The 13,685-nt window shown below is 62.8% G+C and carries 14 protein-coding genes; 7 read left to right on the plus strand and 7 right to left on the minus strand.

Features of this window, described 5'->3' with window-relative positions; translation table 11 throughout:
* Positions 1-4 precede the first annotated feature (4 nt).
* A complete protein-coding gene (locus tag FPL22_RS16470; protein ID WP_162525352.1) occupies positions 5-397 on the minus strand; it encodes a response regulator in 393 nt (130 codons plus the stop codon).
* 239 nt (positions 398-636) lie between these two features.
* On the minus strand, positions 637-2,049 hold the full coding sequence (locus FPL22_RS16475; protein WP_144354126.1) for a glycoside hydrolase family 88 protein: 1,413 nt from the start codon (positions 2,047-2,049) through the stop codon (positions 637-639).
* A 125-nt stretch (positions 2,050-2,174) separates the two neighbouring features.
* On the opposite strand from FPL22_RS16475, the gene FPL22_RS16480 reads away from it, so the two are divergent.
* Positions 2,175-3,494 carry a two-component system sensor histidine kinase NtrB gene (locus FPL22_RS16480; RefSeq protein ID WP_162525353.1) on the plus strand — a complete coding sequence of 440 codons (1,320 nt, stop codon included), beginning with the start codon at positions 2,175-2,177 and terminating at the stop codon, positions 3,492-3,494.
* A gap of 26 nt (positions 3,495-3,520) precedes the next feature.
* Here FPL22_RS16480 and FPL22_RS16485 read toward each other — a convergent pair whose 3' ends face one another.
* Positions 3,521-4,762: a M20 family metallopeptidase gene (locus FPL22_RS16485; protein ID WP_162525354.1), complete on the minus strand. Its 1,242-nt coding sequence runs from the start codon at positions 4,760-4,762 to the stop codon at positions 3,521-3,523.
* 54 nt (positions 4,763-4,816) lie between these two features.
* Here FPL22_RS16485 and FPL22_RS16490 point away from each other — a divergent pair, with 54 nt between their 5' ends.
* The 5 genes from FPL22_RS16490 to FPL22_RS16510 are packed head-to-tail and all read left to right on the plus strand — an operon-like array spanning position 4,817 to position 9,248.
* Positions 4,817-5,305 (plus strand): cupin domain-containing protein, encoded by a 489-nt coding sequence (locus FPL22_RS16490; protein ID WP_144354129.1) that lies wholly within the window; start codon positions 4,817-4,819, stop codon positions 5,303-5,305.
* A 42-nt stretch (positions 5,306-5,347) separates the two neighbouring features.
* Positions 5,348-5,986 (plus strand): pyridoxamine 5'-phosphate oxidase, encoded by a 639-nt coding sequence (pdxH, locus tag FPL22_RS16495; RefSeq protein ID WP_144354130.1) that lies wholly within the window; start codon positions 5,348-5,350, stop codon positions 5,984-5,986.
* A gap of 7 nt (positions 5,987-5,993) precedes the next feature.
* A complete protein-coding gene (locus tag FPL22_RS16500) occupies positions 5,994-7,577 on the plus strand; it encodes an ATP-binding protein (RefSeq protein ID WP_162525355.1) in 1,584 nt (527 codons plus the stop codon).
* Positions 7,578-7,590: 13 nt separating this feature from the next.
* Complete coding sequence (locus FPL22_RS16505; RefSeq protein ID WP_144354132.1) at positions 7,591-8,520, plus strand: SDR family oxidoreductase; 930 nt, start codon at positions 7,591-7,593, stop codon at positions 8,518-8,520.
* Complete coding sequence (locus tag FPL22_RS16510) at positions 8,517-9,248, plus strand: lipoate--protein ligase family protein (protein WP_144354133.1); 732 nt, start codon at positions 8,517-8,519, stop codon at positions 9,246-9,248. Before FPL22_RS16505 ends, FPL22_RS16510 begins: the two co-directional genes overlap by 4 nt.
* Positions 9,249-9,257: 9 nt before the next feature.
* Here the strand turns inward: FPL22_RS16510 and FPL22_RS16515 are convergent, their stop codons facing one another.
* From FPL22_RS16515 to FPL22_RS16530, 4 genes are all read right to left on the minus strand, one after another.
* Positions 9,258-10,121, minus strand: coding sequence for a polysaccharide deacetylase family protein (locus tag FPL22_RS16515; RefSeq protein ID WP_144354134.1), 864 nt, complete (start codon positions 10,119-10,121; stop codon positions 9,258-9,260).
* A 513-nt stretch (positions 10,122-10,634) separates the two neighbouring features.
* Positions 10,635-10,976 carry a hypothetical protein gene (locus FPL22_RS16520; protein ID WP_144354135.1) on the minus strand — a complete coding sequence of 114 codons (342 nt, stop codon included), beginning with the start codon at positions 10,974-10,976 and terminating at the stop codon, positions 10,635-10,637.
* A gap of 57 nt (positions 10,977-11,033) precedes the next feature.
* A complete protein-coding gene (locus FPL22_RS16525) occupies positions 11,034-11,495 on the minus strand; it encodes a DUF5069 domain-containing protein (RefSeq protein ID WP_144354136.1) in 462 nt (153 codons plus the stop codon).
* A gap of 114 nt (positions 11,496-11,609) precedes the next feature.
* Positions 11,610-12,650: a DUF481 domain-containing protein gene (locus FPL22_RS16530; protein WP_144354137.1), complete on the minus strand. Its 1,041-nt coding sequence runs from the start codon at positions 12,648-12,650 to the stop codon at positions 11,610-11,612.
* A 130-nt stretch (positions 12,651-12,780) separates the two neighbouring features.
* Here FPL22_RS16530 and FPL22_RS16535 point away from each other — a divergent pair, with 130 nt between their 5' ends.
* Positions 12,781-13,683 carry a class I SAM-dependent methyltransferase gene (locus FPL22_RS16535; protein WP_144354138.1) on the plus strand — a complete coding sequence of 301 codons (903 nt, stop codon included), beginning with the start codon at positions 12,781-12,783 and terminating at the stop codon, positions 13,681-13,683.
* The last annotated feature ends 2 nt before the right edge of the window (positions 13,684-13,685 follow it).

The raw sequence follows: 13,685 nt of genomic DNA on the forward strand, positions 1-13,685 counted from the left end.
AGCGTTACGACGAAGCGGGAGGCGCGCCCGGAGACGCGAGGACTATGTTGATCGCCTGGCTCAACTGTTGCTCGTTGAACGGCTTCCTCAGCGTGTAATCCGCGCCGAGCTTGCCGGCCATTTCGAGATGATCTCGCGCATCCATCCGGCCGCCGCCGGACATCGCGATGATCTTAAGATGCGGCTGAAGTTTTTTTAACTCCATGATCGTCTCGATGCCTTCCTTGCGGGGCATGATGATATCCGTGATGACCAGGTCGAACGACTCGACGGCCACTGCCGCGAGCGCCTTAAAACCATTGACCGCGGTCACGACGGTGTGACCTGCATTTTCCAATAATTCCTGCTGAACCGCCAGCAGCTCGACATGATCGTCAACGAGGAGAATATGGCTCATGGCGATAGGTTCGTTCGGATTGCCATTCATGCAGGCGCAGCGATGAGCGACTGGCAATGTCGATTCCTCAGGCGGGCGCGTTTGGCCGCAGCGAAAGCAGTTTTCGCCGTTTATTAGCAACCGGTATCCGGTGGCTGTTTACTCTGGCCGGACGCAACGCGACACGTGGTGTTTCCACAAAAAAGGCGGCCCCCAAAGGAGCCGCCGTGAGTGAGCCGTCGCGTGAAAATCCAGACGGATCAGAAGAACGTGAGGTAATCGCCTTCGCCCATGCGCTTGATGAGGAGCGCGAGTTCCATCGCGTGGTAATCACCCCACATGGACGACTCGCCGCAAGGAACCTTCTGGCCCTTCGGGATGTGGTCCCAACCGTTCGGACGGTGATAAACGCTGTGAAGAATGAGGCCTTGGTGTTTTGGATCGGCGGACAGGTAAGTGTCGGAGAACAGCGAACTGGCGACGGTGAGGCCGGCCTGCGTGTAGTGTTTGCCAGCGGCCTTTTCGCCCTTGGCGGAAAGCCAGCTACCGAGACGCAGGAAACCTTGCGCGGCGATGGCGGCGGCGGAGCTGTCCACCGGCTCGAAGGCGTTGAACGGATCGGCGTTCTTTTTCGAAACATCACCGAGTGCGGCCCAGTTGAGCGCGGCGCTGTCCCAATACGGAATGCCATCCTTCGCGGAGTAGCCGTCGATGTAGTAGTCGCTCGTCGCCATGGCGGTTTCGAGGAAGAGGCTGGTGACCGCGCGGCGTCCGCCGACGGCATCGAGCTCGGCACCTTTGACCGTGTCGAGGAACTCAAGCTGCTCGGCAAAACCGGCGATGATCCAGGCGGCACCGCGCGTCCACGTGGTGAACGGCGAGTAACCTTGTTGCGAGGACGGGCAGCGGAACTGGCCGTCGTTGCGGTTGAAGACCGACTCGTGCGCAACGCGTCCGCGCACATCGTAGCTGTCGCGACCTTCGCCGAAGAACACGTTGTAGCGCGCGGTGGTCGCAGCGTGCTCGATGGCGCGGTGGAGGAGGTTGATGGACTTGTCGCCCTCGCCCATCAGCGAGTGGCCGAGCTGGTGCGCGACGACCAGTGAACGCATCGAGCGGATCGTGTCGGCGAAAAGCGACTGCGGACCATTGAAGGAGTAAACGTAGCCTGAAGGTTTCACGCCGGGCATGCCTTTGACGGGCGACCACGGGGTGACGTTGTTGGTCGTCGCGTGACGGGCGGCCTGCACGGCGCCGGAGACCTTGAGCGCGAGCTCGGTGAAGTTGAGCTCGTCCTGGTTGAAGGGGATTTTGCCCTCGAACATAAGGCGGCGGAGATTGCCGTAGGTGGAGACGTTGTTGAAGCCGTGATCATGCACGCCGGTGTGCGAGACGTGCGAAGCCATGAGCTGCACGGTCTTCTCGCGCCCGAGCTTCAGGAAACGTTCGTCGCCGGTCGCGTCGTATTGGAGGAACGCCATGCCGAACTGGAAGCCCTGCGTCCACTCGGTCCAGCCGCGCGAGGTGTATTTGCCCTTCACGGTGAAGACGGGCGTGCCCTTGGACGGATCCCAGGACTTGTTGATCGAATCGATCTTCTGACCGGCGAGTTCGAATACGCGGTCAACTTTCTTCTGGAGCTTGGCGGGGGTCAGCGTGGCGTCGATTTTCATGGTAAATGGAAGCGTAAAGGGTGGGTTGCGCGTTTTTGGGAAACAAGGGCCAACTGCCAGCACAAAGCCGTCATCCAAGCACAAAGCCGATTCAGTCATCCGCAACCTTTTTGCCGCCCCGCCGCTTGCGCACGAAAGCAAAGCGTCCAGTATATAAAAAAAATCGCGTGGGCTACATCCTCCAGCTTTTGCCTTGGTTGCTCTGCGCGATTTTCGCCGGACTGCTTCTGCGCATCCATCGCGAAAAGCGCCTGACCGAGCGGGCGCACGCCAGCACCAGCGATCACTTGGAGCGCACCAGCCTCACGCTCACCCGCATCAGCCAGGCGGTGGAAAGCGCCTCTGATGCGATCGGCATCGGCGACATGGAGTCCAATTCTCTTTACCATAACCGCGCCCACATCGCGATGTTCGGCCACACGGTGCATGAGCTCAATTCCATCGACGAACCGGCCGCGCTCTTCGTGGACAAATCCGTCGCGATGAAGATCCACGCGAGTATTCGCGCCGGTGTTTCCTGGCACGGCGAAACCGATGTGAAGACCCGCGACGGCCGCGTGATTCCCGCATTTGTGCGTGCGGATATCATCCGAGATGAGGCCGGCGCGGCCATCGGCATCTTCGGCGTGTTCACCGACATCACAGAGCGGCGTGCGGCCGAGCGCGTGCTCGCCGAGGAAAGCGAACGTTCGGCCCGCGCCCAACGCCTCGAATCCCTCGGCATGCTCGCCGGCGGCGTGGCCCACGACTTCGGCAATCTGCTCACGATCATCATCGGCAACACCGGGATCCTCCAGTCGATGAGCGCGACCCTTCCGCCCGGCGCAGTCAAACGCACCGGCGAAATCGAATCGGCCGCCTGGCGCGCGCAGGAGTTGTCCAAAAACCTGCTGGCCTTCGCCCGCGGTTCGGATCCGCAAAAACAACAACTCCTGCTCGGCCCGCTCATCGACGTCGCCGCGCGCGGCGCGGTGCGTCATTCGATGGTGGAGCTCTCTCTCAAAATCGCGCCGGACCTCGCCGCCGTGCAGGCCGACCCCGTGCAGATCGACCAGGTCATCTCCAACCTCTGCGTCAACGCCGTGCAGGCCATGGTGAACGGCGGCCGTCTACGCGTAGCCGCCCAAAACGCCGACGGCTGGAACGGAGCGGCCTCGGGTTCACCGTTCGACGGACCGGTCGTGATCGTGACGATCACCGACACCGGCGGCGGCATTCCGGCCGATGTCCTGCCGCGCATCTGGGAGCCGTTTTTTACGACGAAGCACAAAGGCACCGGCCTCGGCCTCGCGACAGTTTACGCCGTGGTGAAAAAACACGGCGGCAACATCACCGTGGACTCGGTGCCCGACATGGGCACGACGTTTACGCTCACGCTCCCCGCCGTCGTGGATAAAACCAAGACGGCCGCGCGCTCGGCGGACGGCATGCAGATGATCGGCTGAGAAAAGGCCCGCGCCTTCCTCGTCGTTCAACCCGCAAACGTCGTGAGCAACCGCGCGTAGATTTTCGCACTCGCGACCAGTTCACGCACGGACGCGCGCTCATCGACGGCGTGGCAGTTGTCCCCGCCCGGGCCGTAGCCGAGCGTGGGAATCTTCAGGTGGTGCGAGAAGAAGTGCATATCGTTAAAACCATACGACGTGCGGAAGACGCCCTTCTGTTTACGCACCTGCGTGACGCACTCCGCCATCGCGGTGAAAAACGGATCGTCGGGCGACGTGAACGACGGGTGGTTGTGCGAAACCTTCTCCACCGTGATACGGCACTGCGGGATCGCCTTGGCCGCGTCGCGCAAAAACGCCCGCAGCTCTCGTTCGACTGCCGCGACGCTTTCGACCGGCAGCACGCGGCGGTCGATGGAGAAACTCGCGAGCGCGGGCACGGTGTTGATTTTGCCGCCGGGACCGGAGGCGAACATGCCGCCGACGTTGATGGTGGGTGTCTTCACGACGCCGTCGGGCGAGGTGAATGTGCGCTTGGTGAGGACGCGCTTGTAAGCGTCGAGCGAGCGCACGAGCGCGGACATTTTTTCGAGGGCGTTGATGCCTTGGTCGGGACGGCTGCCGTGGGCGGCCTTGCCGTGCACGGTGACGTTGAGCCAGACCACGCCGTTATGGCCGCAGCAGATGCCGTTGCCCTCGCCGCCTTCCATGACGATCGCGTAGTCGGGACGGATCGGCGCGTGTTTCACGAGCCAGCCGGCGCCGAGTTCGGAATCAGTTTCCTCGTCGGCCGTGAACGACACCTCGACGTTCATCTTCGGCGCGGTGCCGGTGGCCTTGAGCGCGCGGAGTGCGAGTAACAGCGCCGCGTGCGAGCCCTTCATGTCGGCCGTGCCGCGTCCGTAAATCCAGCCGGCGTCCACCGCGCCGCTGAAAGGACTGCCATGCTTCCAGTCGCCCGACACGGGAACCACGTCGTAATGGGCATTAAAATGAACCGTCTTTTTCGCGCCGCGCACGGCGAGTTTACCGAGGACGTTGTAACGCGGATAACCGTGCTGATCGGCGGGTAGGGTTTGCTTCAGCAACGCACGCGGCACGGGAAACCGGCGGGTTTTGAGCCCCGCGGAGGTCAGCTCGGCGGCCAGCAGATTCGTGATCTCGTCATAGTGATCACCGGGAGGGTTCACCGTGGGAATGCGCACCGATCGCTGTAACAGCTCAATCAGGTCGTCGGAGTGGGCATCAATATAATCAAAGGGCGACATCGCCCCGAAAACTAGACGTGTTGCCACGCCGCGCGAGGCGATAAACATCCACGCATGCCCACCGCTGCCGAGATCATTGCCACCCTGAAGCTTGAGCCGCTGCCCAACGAAGGGGGATTTTTCCGCCAGACGTATGTTAGCACGCCCATACTGGCCAACGGACGCGCGGCGGGCACCGCGATTTATTTCCTGATCACGCCGGACGGATTCTCGGCACTGCATCTTCTGGAGACTGACGAGATCTGGCATTTTTACGCCGGCGATCCCGTCGAACACGTGATGCTCGACGATTACTTCGACCTTAACGAGAAACACATCCTCGGCAGCGACCCCACCGCCGGCCAACACCCACAACTCATCGTCCCGCCTCATTACTGGCAAGGCGCCCGCCTCGCCCCCGGCCCGCAAACGCACGGCTGGGCGCTGCTCGGTTGCACCATGTCGCCCGGCTGGGACGAGCAGGAATTCAAGCTGGGCGACCGCGACACGTTGATCGCGCAATTCCCCGCGTGGGCCTCCGATATTCGCGCACTCACGCGATGATTTTTGACAGTCCGCCGCCGCGTTGCATCGTTAATCGCACTCATGTCCCTCGCCGACCTTCGCAAAGATTACAGCCTCTCGGGCCTTCTGGAGAAGGACCTCGCGCGCGATCCGTTCCGCCAGTTCGACAAGTGGTTTCAGGAAGCCGAGGCCGCCAAGCTCGTCGAGCCCAACGCCATGACGCTCGCCACCGCGACGAAAGACGGACGCCCCTCCGCCCGCACCGTTCTCCTCAAGGGCGTCGATGGCCGCGGCTTCGTTTTCTACAGTAACTACGAGAGCCGCAAAGGCCGCGAACTCGCCGAGAATCCCCGCGCCTCGCTGCTCTTCCCCTGGATCGCGCTCGAGCGCCAGATCATCATCGAGGGCACGCTGGCCAAAATCACCCGCGAGGAAAGCGACGCGTATTTCCACAGCCGCCCGCGCGCCAGCCAGCTCGGCGCCTGGGTCTCGCAGCAAAGCTCCATCATCACCGGCCGCTCTGTCCTCGAAGACGCGATGAAGGCCCTCGAAAAAAAACACGCCGGCGCCGAGATCCCGCTGCCGCCCGCCTGGGGTGGTTACCGCCTCGCTCCGGAAACCGTGGAATTCTGGCAGGGCCGTCGCAGCCGCCTGCACGACCGCCTGCGCTACCGCCGTGAAACCGACGGCACCTGGATCGTCGAGCGTCTCGCTCCCTGAAGCCGCCGTGCCTAGCCCCAAAAAAACCACCCGCCTGCGCTCACCCGCACGCCCTTCGGAACGTTTGCGCGCCGCCGCCCTGGATACCCTCGGCGAGGGCGTGATCATCGCCGACGGCCGCTGGCAACGCGGCGGTTTTCGTATCGCATTTGTCAATACGAGCATCTGCACGATGACCGGCTGGTCCGCCGCCGAACTGCGCCAGCATCCGCACGGTTTCCTGCACACCGACACCCGCCATCTCACCGATCTGCGTCGCTGGCGCAGCAAGGCCAGCCAGGGCCGCACGTTCACCGGCGAGGGCTATCTCACGCGCCGTGACGGCACCCGGCTCTACACCACCTGGACGTTCAGTCTCGTCGCGGGGGCCCGCGGGGCCATCACCCATGTCGCGATCACCTACCGCGACATGACTGCCAAGCGCAGCCTGCAAGAAGCTCTCATCCACTCGCAGCGCCTCGAAGCGGTCAACCGTCTCGCCGGTGGCGTCGCCCACGATTTCAACAACCTCCTTTCCGTCATCAACGGCTACTGTGAGATCCTCGGCAGCAAGCCGTCCGTCCGCAAGGAAGCCACGCGCGAGGTCGGCGAGATCCACCGCGCCGGTCTGCAAGCCGCCGGCCTCGTGCGCCAGTTGCTCGCCTTCAGCCGCCGCCAGACGATGGACCCGAAGGTCGTCAGCCTCAACCAGCTCGTCCGCGACAACGCCGGTATCTTTGCCAAGCTCCTCGGCCCCGGCAAATCCATCGCCCTCGCCCTCGACGCCACGACCGACCACGTGCTCGTCGATCCGTCGCAGCTCCAACAGGTCCTTCTCAACCTCACCCTCAACGCGCGCGACGCCCTCTCCCCAGGCGGCGGCGTCACCATCACGACCGCCAATCGCCTCATCGACTCCCGTTTTCACGCCCGCGCCGGCGACACGCCCCCCGGCCGCTACCTGCAACTCTGCGTTCAGGATAACGGCCGCGGCATGGACGAACAAACGCAGGCCCATCTTTTCGAGCCGTTCTTCACCACCAAGGAGCACGGGCAGGGCACAGGCCTCGGCCTCGCGTTGGTTTACGGCGTGGTCCAGCAAAGCGGCGGTTACATCAGCGTGCGCAGTGCCGCCGGCTTTGGCTCGACCTTCGAGATTCTGCTCCCCGAGGTAAACGAGCCCGCCGACCCGCAGCCCACCTCACCCGGCCCCCTTCCTTCTACCCGCGGCCGCGAAACCATTCTCATCACCGAGGCCGATCCGGTCGTCGGCAAAATGGTCGCCGGTATTCTCACGACCGACGGCTACACCGTCCTCGCCAGCGGCTCGCCCGCGAAAGCCCAGCTGCTCGCCCGCCGCCACAAAAAGCCCATCCATCTTCTCATCGGCAACCTGCAACCGGCCGACTCCCTCAAGCTCGCCAAGGCCCTGCACTCCACCCACCCGGACCTGCGCATACTCGCCACCGACAGCACCCCGATCGCCCCCCTCGCCTGGCTCCCCCGCGAGGCTCAGGCCACCTTGGTCAAGCCCTACGCCCTCAGCACGCTCCTGCACACCGTGCGCGCCTTGCTCGACGGCAAAACCGCCCGCCCGCGCAGCAAAGCCTGAACCCCGCCCCGCCATGAAAATCCTCCTCACCGGTGCTTCCGGTCTTGTCGGCAGCGCCTTCGCCCAAGCCGCCACCCGCCGCGGCCATCAAGTCACCGGCCTCGTCGGCAACCACCCCGGCTCCGTCCCCGGTCTCGCCGCCCAACGCACCGCCGATCTCACCGACGAAGCCGCGCTCACCGCGACCGTCCTCGAACTGTTTCCCGACGCCATCGTCAACTGCGCCGCGATCTCCGAGCCCGCCCAGTGCGATGCCGATCCGGCCCGCGCCCAAGCCCTCAACGTTGCCTTGCCCGCCACGCTGGCACGTCTCGCCAATCACCTCAGCGCACGTCTGGTCCACCTCTCCTCCGAACAGGTTTTCGACGGCACGAGCCCCGCGCCCTACACGGTCAAAAGCCCCGTCAAACCGATCAACCTCTACGCCCGCCAGAAGGTCGAAAGCGAACGCCTCGTCCACACCGCCGCGCCCGATTTCGCCATCACGCTCCGCGCCCCGCTGCTCACCGGTAACAGCCTCACCGGAAAACGCAGCCTCCACGAACGCCTCTTTGCCGACTGGTCGGCCGGCAAGACCCCCAAGGTCTATACCGACGAATTCCGCCAACCCTGCACCGCCTCAAACCTCTCCGATCTCATGGTCGAGCTGCTCGAGCGCAACGACGCCCGCGGCGTGTTTCACTGGGCCGGCGCCGACACCCTATCGCGTTACGAACTCGCCCGCCGCATCCGCGCGCATTTCAAGCTGAGCGACACCGCCGCCCCGCTCGAAACCATCACCCGCGACGGCGATCCACGCGCCGCCTCGAAGCGCCAGGCCAGCCTCGCCCTCGACCTGAAACCTCTTGCCGGCGTGGTCAAAACGCCCATCGAAACCTTCGCCGCCCAACTCGACCAGTTCATCATCCCACCCGCCTATCGCGCGTGGTATTTCAGCGCATGATTTTAGATCTGCTGCCCACGCGCACCGCGGGAGCCGCCGAAAACATGGCGGCGGATTTCCTTCTGCTGCAGCGCTACCCCGAAAGCACGCACGCCCGCTTCCGTCACTACGACTGGCGCGGCCCCGCCTTTACCTTCGGCTACAGCCAGAAAATCGCCTACGTCCGCGCACAACTCGCCACCCTCGCGCCCGATGAACACCTCGACCTCACCCGCCGCCCCACCGGCGGCGGCGTGGTCGACCACCGCGACGACTGGACCTTTGCCCTCGTGATCCCGCGCGGCCACGCGCTCTACGACGCGCGGGCCACGGAGAGTTACCGCCAGATCCACGCCGACCTCACCGCCGCCCTACGCGACCAAGGCCAGCCCGTCATCCTCAAGGAACGCTGCGAGCCCGCTGCAGAAGGCGCTGCCTGCGAACCCGGTCCGACCGTCTGCTTCACGCGCCCCGAACTCTATGACGTCATCCACGCCGACACCGGCGCCAAGGTCGCGGGCGCCGCGCAGAAACGCACCAAGCACGGCCTGCTTTTCCAAGGTAGCATCGCCAAGACCGTGCTCGCTCCGACGATGGACTGGGACGCCTTCGAGGAAGCCTTCACCGCCCGCCTGGCCACCACGCTCGGCGCCGAAGCCGTGCCCACGCCCTGGCCCGAGTTTGCCGAGGGCGAACACGACGGCCTCACCGAACAATACACGTCCACCGAGTGGATCGAGTATCGTTAGGCCGGCGACTCACCCCAGCTTCACCAACTGCCCGGGCGGCACGTCGACGAGCTTGCCGTCCACGTTCAACGTCACGGTCAGCGCACTCGGATTAAACGCCGTCGCACGGTTGGCCGCGATCTGCACGCGCTTCCTCGCCTCCTCGTAATCGAACAGCTCGATGTTGGTGCAATACCACACGTCGGCATGGCCGGAGAGCGGCTTGTAGATGCGCTCGATGCCCTCCCAGTCGTTCTTGTCGAAGAACTCGAACGCATGGCCCCAGATGTAGAACACTCCCGAGTAACGCGCATTGCCATGCAGCGCTGCAAATCGTTCAGGCACCGTAGGATTTGACGCATATTGATGCGCCGTGCTCGCCCACGCCAGCGGCTCCGACGGCGGGAAACAATTCGCCGCATTTTCGCACGTGCGGCTGTAAACAACCCCCAGTCCTCGCAGCGTCTCGATCACCCGCGCATCATACGCGCCGAACGGATAAGCCATACCGCGCACCGGATAACCGACGATGTCCTCGAGTGCCTTCCGGTCATCCAACACCTCCGTCGCAATCTGCGAAGCATCAAGCCGGTCGAGCCACGGATGCGTCACCGTGTGGATGGCGACTTCATGCCCGCGATAAAGCTCCGCGATCTCGGAGGCATCGAGGTTGGTGCGCGTCGCTCCAGGAGCATCCACCGCCGCCTTGCCAGTCCGCTGCAGCTTGCTCGAGTTGAGGTTGAACGTGCCCTTGATTCCCCATGCGTTGAAGGCCTCGACGATGCGGCGGTCGAACGTATGGCCGTCATCAAAACTGGTGGTGACGGCGATGCGTTTGCCGGCCGGGAAACGACAGATCTCAATGCGTGCAGGACGGGGTGAATCGGTGCTCATATTTGAAAATATTTTTCTCAAACCCGATCCTGGCAAAGCCGCCGCGCCGTGTCCAACGCCAAGCCGCGAAGTCGTTTTATGTGTTTTTCAGAGGAGAAAATCGAGACGTATCCATTTTTCAATTACGCCTTCCGCACGTCCGCCGATGATCCGCAAAATCCTGCGTTTGCGCTCACTGGACACTTGCAATTCTTATACGCTCACTGATGCTGTCGCTGCGCGGCGCATAGTGCGCCAAGCGCTCGGGGATTCTCTTCGAGCGTAAATACCAGAACCAAAAACATCCACATCCCATGGCCAAAGCCAAAAAAGTCGTTAAGAAAGTTGTCGCTAAGAAAGCCGTCAAAAAAGCCGCCCCTAAGAAGGCTGTGAAGAAGGCCGTCGCCAAGAAGAAGTAACGAGCCCCGCTCGTTGCTTTTTTTTATGGCTAAGGCCGCCCGGTAAAACGGGCGGCCTTTTTATTGTCCGTTTTCCAAGGGAGGACGAACCGACCGTCCGCCTCCCCGCCCGCTGTCAGTTCATCCAATAGCCGCCACCCTTTTCGTCTCCGCCCACGCCGACGCCCTCGAGTTCTTCCTCGGCTTGCTCGGCCGGCACTTCCTCAAGCGGGGCAAACCGCTCCGACGAAAACCCCAGCTCCTGCTGGCCGGCGTGGAACGGATCCGGCGGGTTCACCAGTTCGTTGAGCAGCAGGCCGACGGTCGCGCTGTCGCCACCCTTGACGACTTTTTCACGACCGAGAAACACCTCGCGAATCGTGTAGGTGTTACCCTTCGCGGGGAGTTGTTTGTAGATGGCGCGGATGACCGCCGTGAAGCTGTCATTCGTGCAGACGACTTTCTGTCCTTTGACCATGATGAGGGAAATGTAGGCGTTTTAAGGTGCGAAGCAATGGGTAGAAGGGGTCCGGCTTCACTCGATGCGACCTTCGTCGAAGTCGATCAGGTCCGGCACACTGATGATCTGCTCCGCGCGGTCGGCGCAGCCCATGTTGGTCAGCGCTTCCTTTAAAAACTCACGTCCGGCGACCGTCATGCCCTTCTGGGCCAGTTCGCGGTTCCACTTCACCGCTCGCACATCGGCGGGAAGGATGGCCTTTAAGCCGGCCTCAATTTCCTCGGTCGTCGAGGATTCGAAAACGATTTTCTCCACCGCCGCGGGGTCGATGCCGAGGTGCATGCAAAGGAAGCGGTCCAGCCCGCGCTTGTAGTTCTTCGCATAGCTGGCGGGGAGCGCACCGTGGGCTTTCACATAGGCGCACTTGGCCAGGAAGCGCGGCAGATAAAGCAAACCAGTCGCCGGATGCGGCACATAAGGCGACGGTAGCGTGGTCAGCACTTCTCCGGTGGAACCAGGAATGGGTTTGGACGGCATGGTCGCCCACTGCACCCGAGAGCGGTGCAGAAGAAAACCCCTTTCTTTCGGACACAAAAAACCCCGCGCCTTGGCGGGCGCGGGGTTGGCGACGAACAACGCCGGACAGGCGGCTTATTTCCAGTTGAGCACGAAGCGCGTGAAGTAGGTCGTGTCCATCTTCTCCACACCGGAGCCGGGCCGGCTGGTGTAGTCGTTGCTCACGCCCAGGCGGAGTTTCCAAACGGGGCTCATCAGCGGGATTTCGAAATACGACTCGTGGGTCGCGCGGTAGTTGGTGAAATCATCAAAGGCCGGAACGAAGGTGATGTCGTTCACGAGCTTCGAATCCTTGAAGGTGTATTCATGGTGCAGACCCGAGTCCAAACCGAAGCTTTTCACGTCCTCGGTGGCGGGGTTTTCGTAACCTTCATAGCGGAACGCCAAACCGATACGGGCCGTGAGGATTTGCTTGGGCTTCTTGATGAAGTCGTAGCCGAGACCGGTCGCGGCAATGTTGTAGAGTTCGATGTCCTTCACGCGATCGAAGCCGGCCTCGTCGCGCACATACCACGATTTGCGGCCCGAGAAGTTGTTGGCGTAGTCGATGCCGGCCTTGAAACGGTCGTCGGAGGTCTCTCCATCGGACTTCTGATAGTTGTAGGCCGTATAAAACTGAAGCACTTCGGTCGGAGTCACCCGTTTGGCGCGACCGCTGATGGCGGTGCCGAACTGCTCGCTGTTGCCCGTCTTGCCAGTGATGTCGGCGGTGGCCTCATAGCTCCACTTGGGTTCCAAGGCGGCCAGCGCGGGATCCACCGAACCGGGGGCCCACGTCGCGGCGACCTTGTCCACCGAAGTGATGATAACGCCGTCGGAACCGTTGATCTGGATCTTGCCGTCAGGAGTCGGCGTGACCGTGCCCGCCATCACGGTGCCGCCGGAGAGACGCACGAAAAGCGGCGTGTCGGTCTGCACGTGGGTGACCTCCGACTGCTTGATCGTCAGGCTGCCTGCATAGTCGGTGCTCAACGTGATCGAAGTGCCGTCAATCTGGGTGACCTTACCGATCAAACGGGAACCACTCTTCGTCTCGACGACATCCGCACGGGCTGGGTTTGAAAGGAACGCTGACAGCACAGCGAGGGCGAGAGGGAGGAGGTTACGAGTCTGCATAGGAAAGTTTATTTTACGCCAACGCATACCCGATCCGTCAAACCTTCATCCACGGGCGGCGGCGGTGATTATTTACCAGCCGGGAAAGGCACTCGACACCCCACCGGCGTCCGCGTTGCTTCGACCCAGAATGCCCGCCGATTCCACGCAACGCCCCTCCCTCATTCTTGCCGATCGTTGGCAGGATTATCAGCTGCTCGACTGCGGCGACGGCATGAAGCAAGAGCGCTGGGGCGAGGTCGTCCTCGTGCGCCCCGATCCGCAAATCATCTGGCCCAAGCGCAGCGGCCCCGAGTGGAAAGCCTGGGATGGCTTTTATCACCGCAGCGAAAAAGGCGGCGGCCGCTGGGAAAACCGCAAGCCCCTCCCCGATTCCTGGCAGATCCAATACCAGTCGCTCGGCCTCACGTTCCGCATCCATCCCACGTCTTTTAAACACACCGGCCTTTTCCCCGAGCAAGCAGTCAACTGGGAGTGGTCGTCCGCGCTCATCAAAGCCGCGCGCGCCAAAGGTCGTGAGATCAACGTTCTCAATCTCTTCGGCTACACCGGTGCCGCCACCTGCGCCGCCGCCAAGGCCGGCGCCAGCGTCACCCACATCGACGCCGCCGAGGGCATGGTCAAGTGGTGCAAGGAAAACGCCGCTCTCTCCGGCCTCAAGGATGCGCCCATCCGTTTCATCACCGACGACTGTCTCAAGTTCGTCCGCCGCGAACTCAAGCGCGGCAAAAAATACGACGCCATCATCATGGACCCGCCCACTTACGGCCGCGGCGCCACCGGCGAGATGTGGAAACTCGAAGAACACCTCTGGCCGCTCCTCACCGAGTGCCGCGAACTCCTCACCGAGAAACCGCTGTTCTTCCTCATCAATGCCTACACTGCCCGCCTCTCGCCCACGGTCGTCGTGAATCTTCTCACCGAACTTATGAGCGGACGCGGCGGCACCATCACCGGCGGCGAGGTCGGCCTGCCCATCAAAGCCGATGGCAAGGTCCTCCCCTGCGGCATCTACGGACGTTGGGAATCTTAACC

This window comes from Rariglobus hedericola, from assembly GCF_007559335.1.
Taxonomy (GTDB): domain Bacteria; phylum Verrucomicrobiota; class Verrucomicrobiia; order Opitutales; family Opitutaceae; genus Rariglobus; species Rariglobus hedericola.

Excerpts from the sequence above, each read along its gene's own strand:
- FPL22_RS16470 (WP_162525352.1), bottom strand. The coding sequence starts at position 397 with ATGAGCCATATTCTCCTCGTTGACGATCATGTCGAGCTGCTGGCGGTT.
- FPL22_RS16475 (WP_144354126.1), bottom strand. The coding sequence starts at position 2,049 with ATGAAAATCGACGCCACGCTGACCCCCGCCAAGCTCCAGAAGAAAGTT.
- FPL22_RS16485 (WP_162525354.1), bottom strand. The coding sequence starts at position 4,762 with ATGTCGCCCTTTGATTATATTGATGCCCACTCCGACGACCTGATTGAG.
- FPL22_RS16490 (WP_144354129.1), top strand. The coding sequence starts at position 4,817 with ATGCCCACCGCTGCCGAGATCATTGCCACCCTGAAGCTTGAGCCGCTG.
- pdxH (WP_144354130.1), top strand. The coding sequence starts at position 5,348 with ATGTCCCTCGCCGACCTTCGCAAAGATTACAGCCTCTCGGGCCTTCTG.
- FPL22_RS16505 (WP_144354132.1), top strand. The coding sequence starts at position 7,591 with ATGAAAATCCTCCTCACCGGTGCTTCCGGTCTTGTCGGCAGCGCCTTC.
- FPL22_RS16510 (WP_144354133.1), top strand. The coding sequence starts at position 8,517 with ATGATTTTAGATCTGCTGCCCACGCGCACCGCGGGAGCCGCCGAAAAC.
- FPL22_RS16515 (WP_144354134.1), bottom strand. The coding sequence starts at position 10,121 with ATGAGCACCGATTCACCCCGTCCTGCACGCATTGAGATCTGTCGTTTC.
- FPL22_RS16520 (WP_144354135.1), bottom strand. The coding sequence starts at position 10,976 with ATGGTCAAAGGACAGAAAGTCGTCTGCACGAATGACAGCTTCACGGCG.
- FPL22_RS16525 (WP_144354136.1), bottom strand. The coding sequence starts at position 11,495 with ATGCCGTCCAAACCCATTCCTGGTTCCACCGGAGAAGTGCTGACCACG.
- FPL22_RS16530 (WP_144354137.1), bottom strand. The coding sequence starts at position 12,650 with ATGCAGACTCGTAACCTCCTCCCTCTCGCCCTCGCTGTGCTGTCAGCG.
- FPL22_RS16535 (WP_144354138.1), top strand. The coding sequence starts at position 12,781 with ATGCCCGCCGATTCCACGCAACGCCCCTCCCTCATTCTTGCCGATCGT.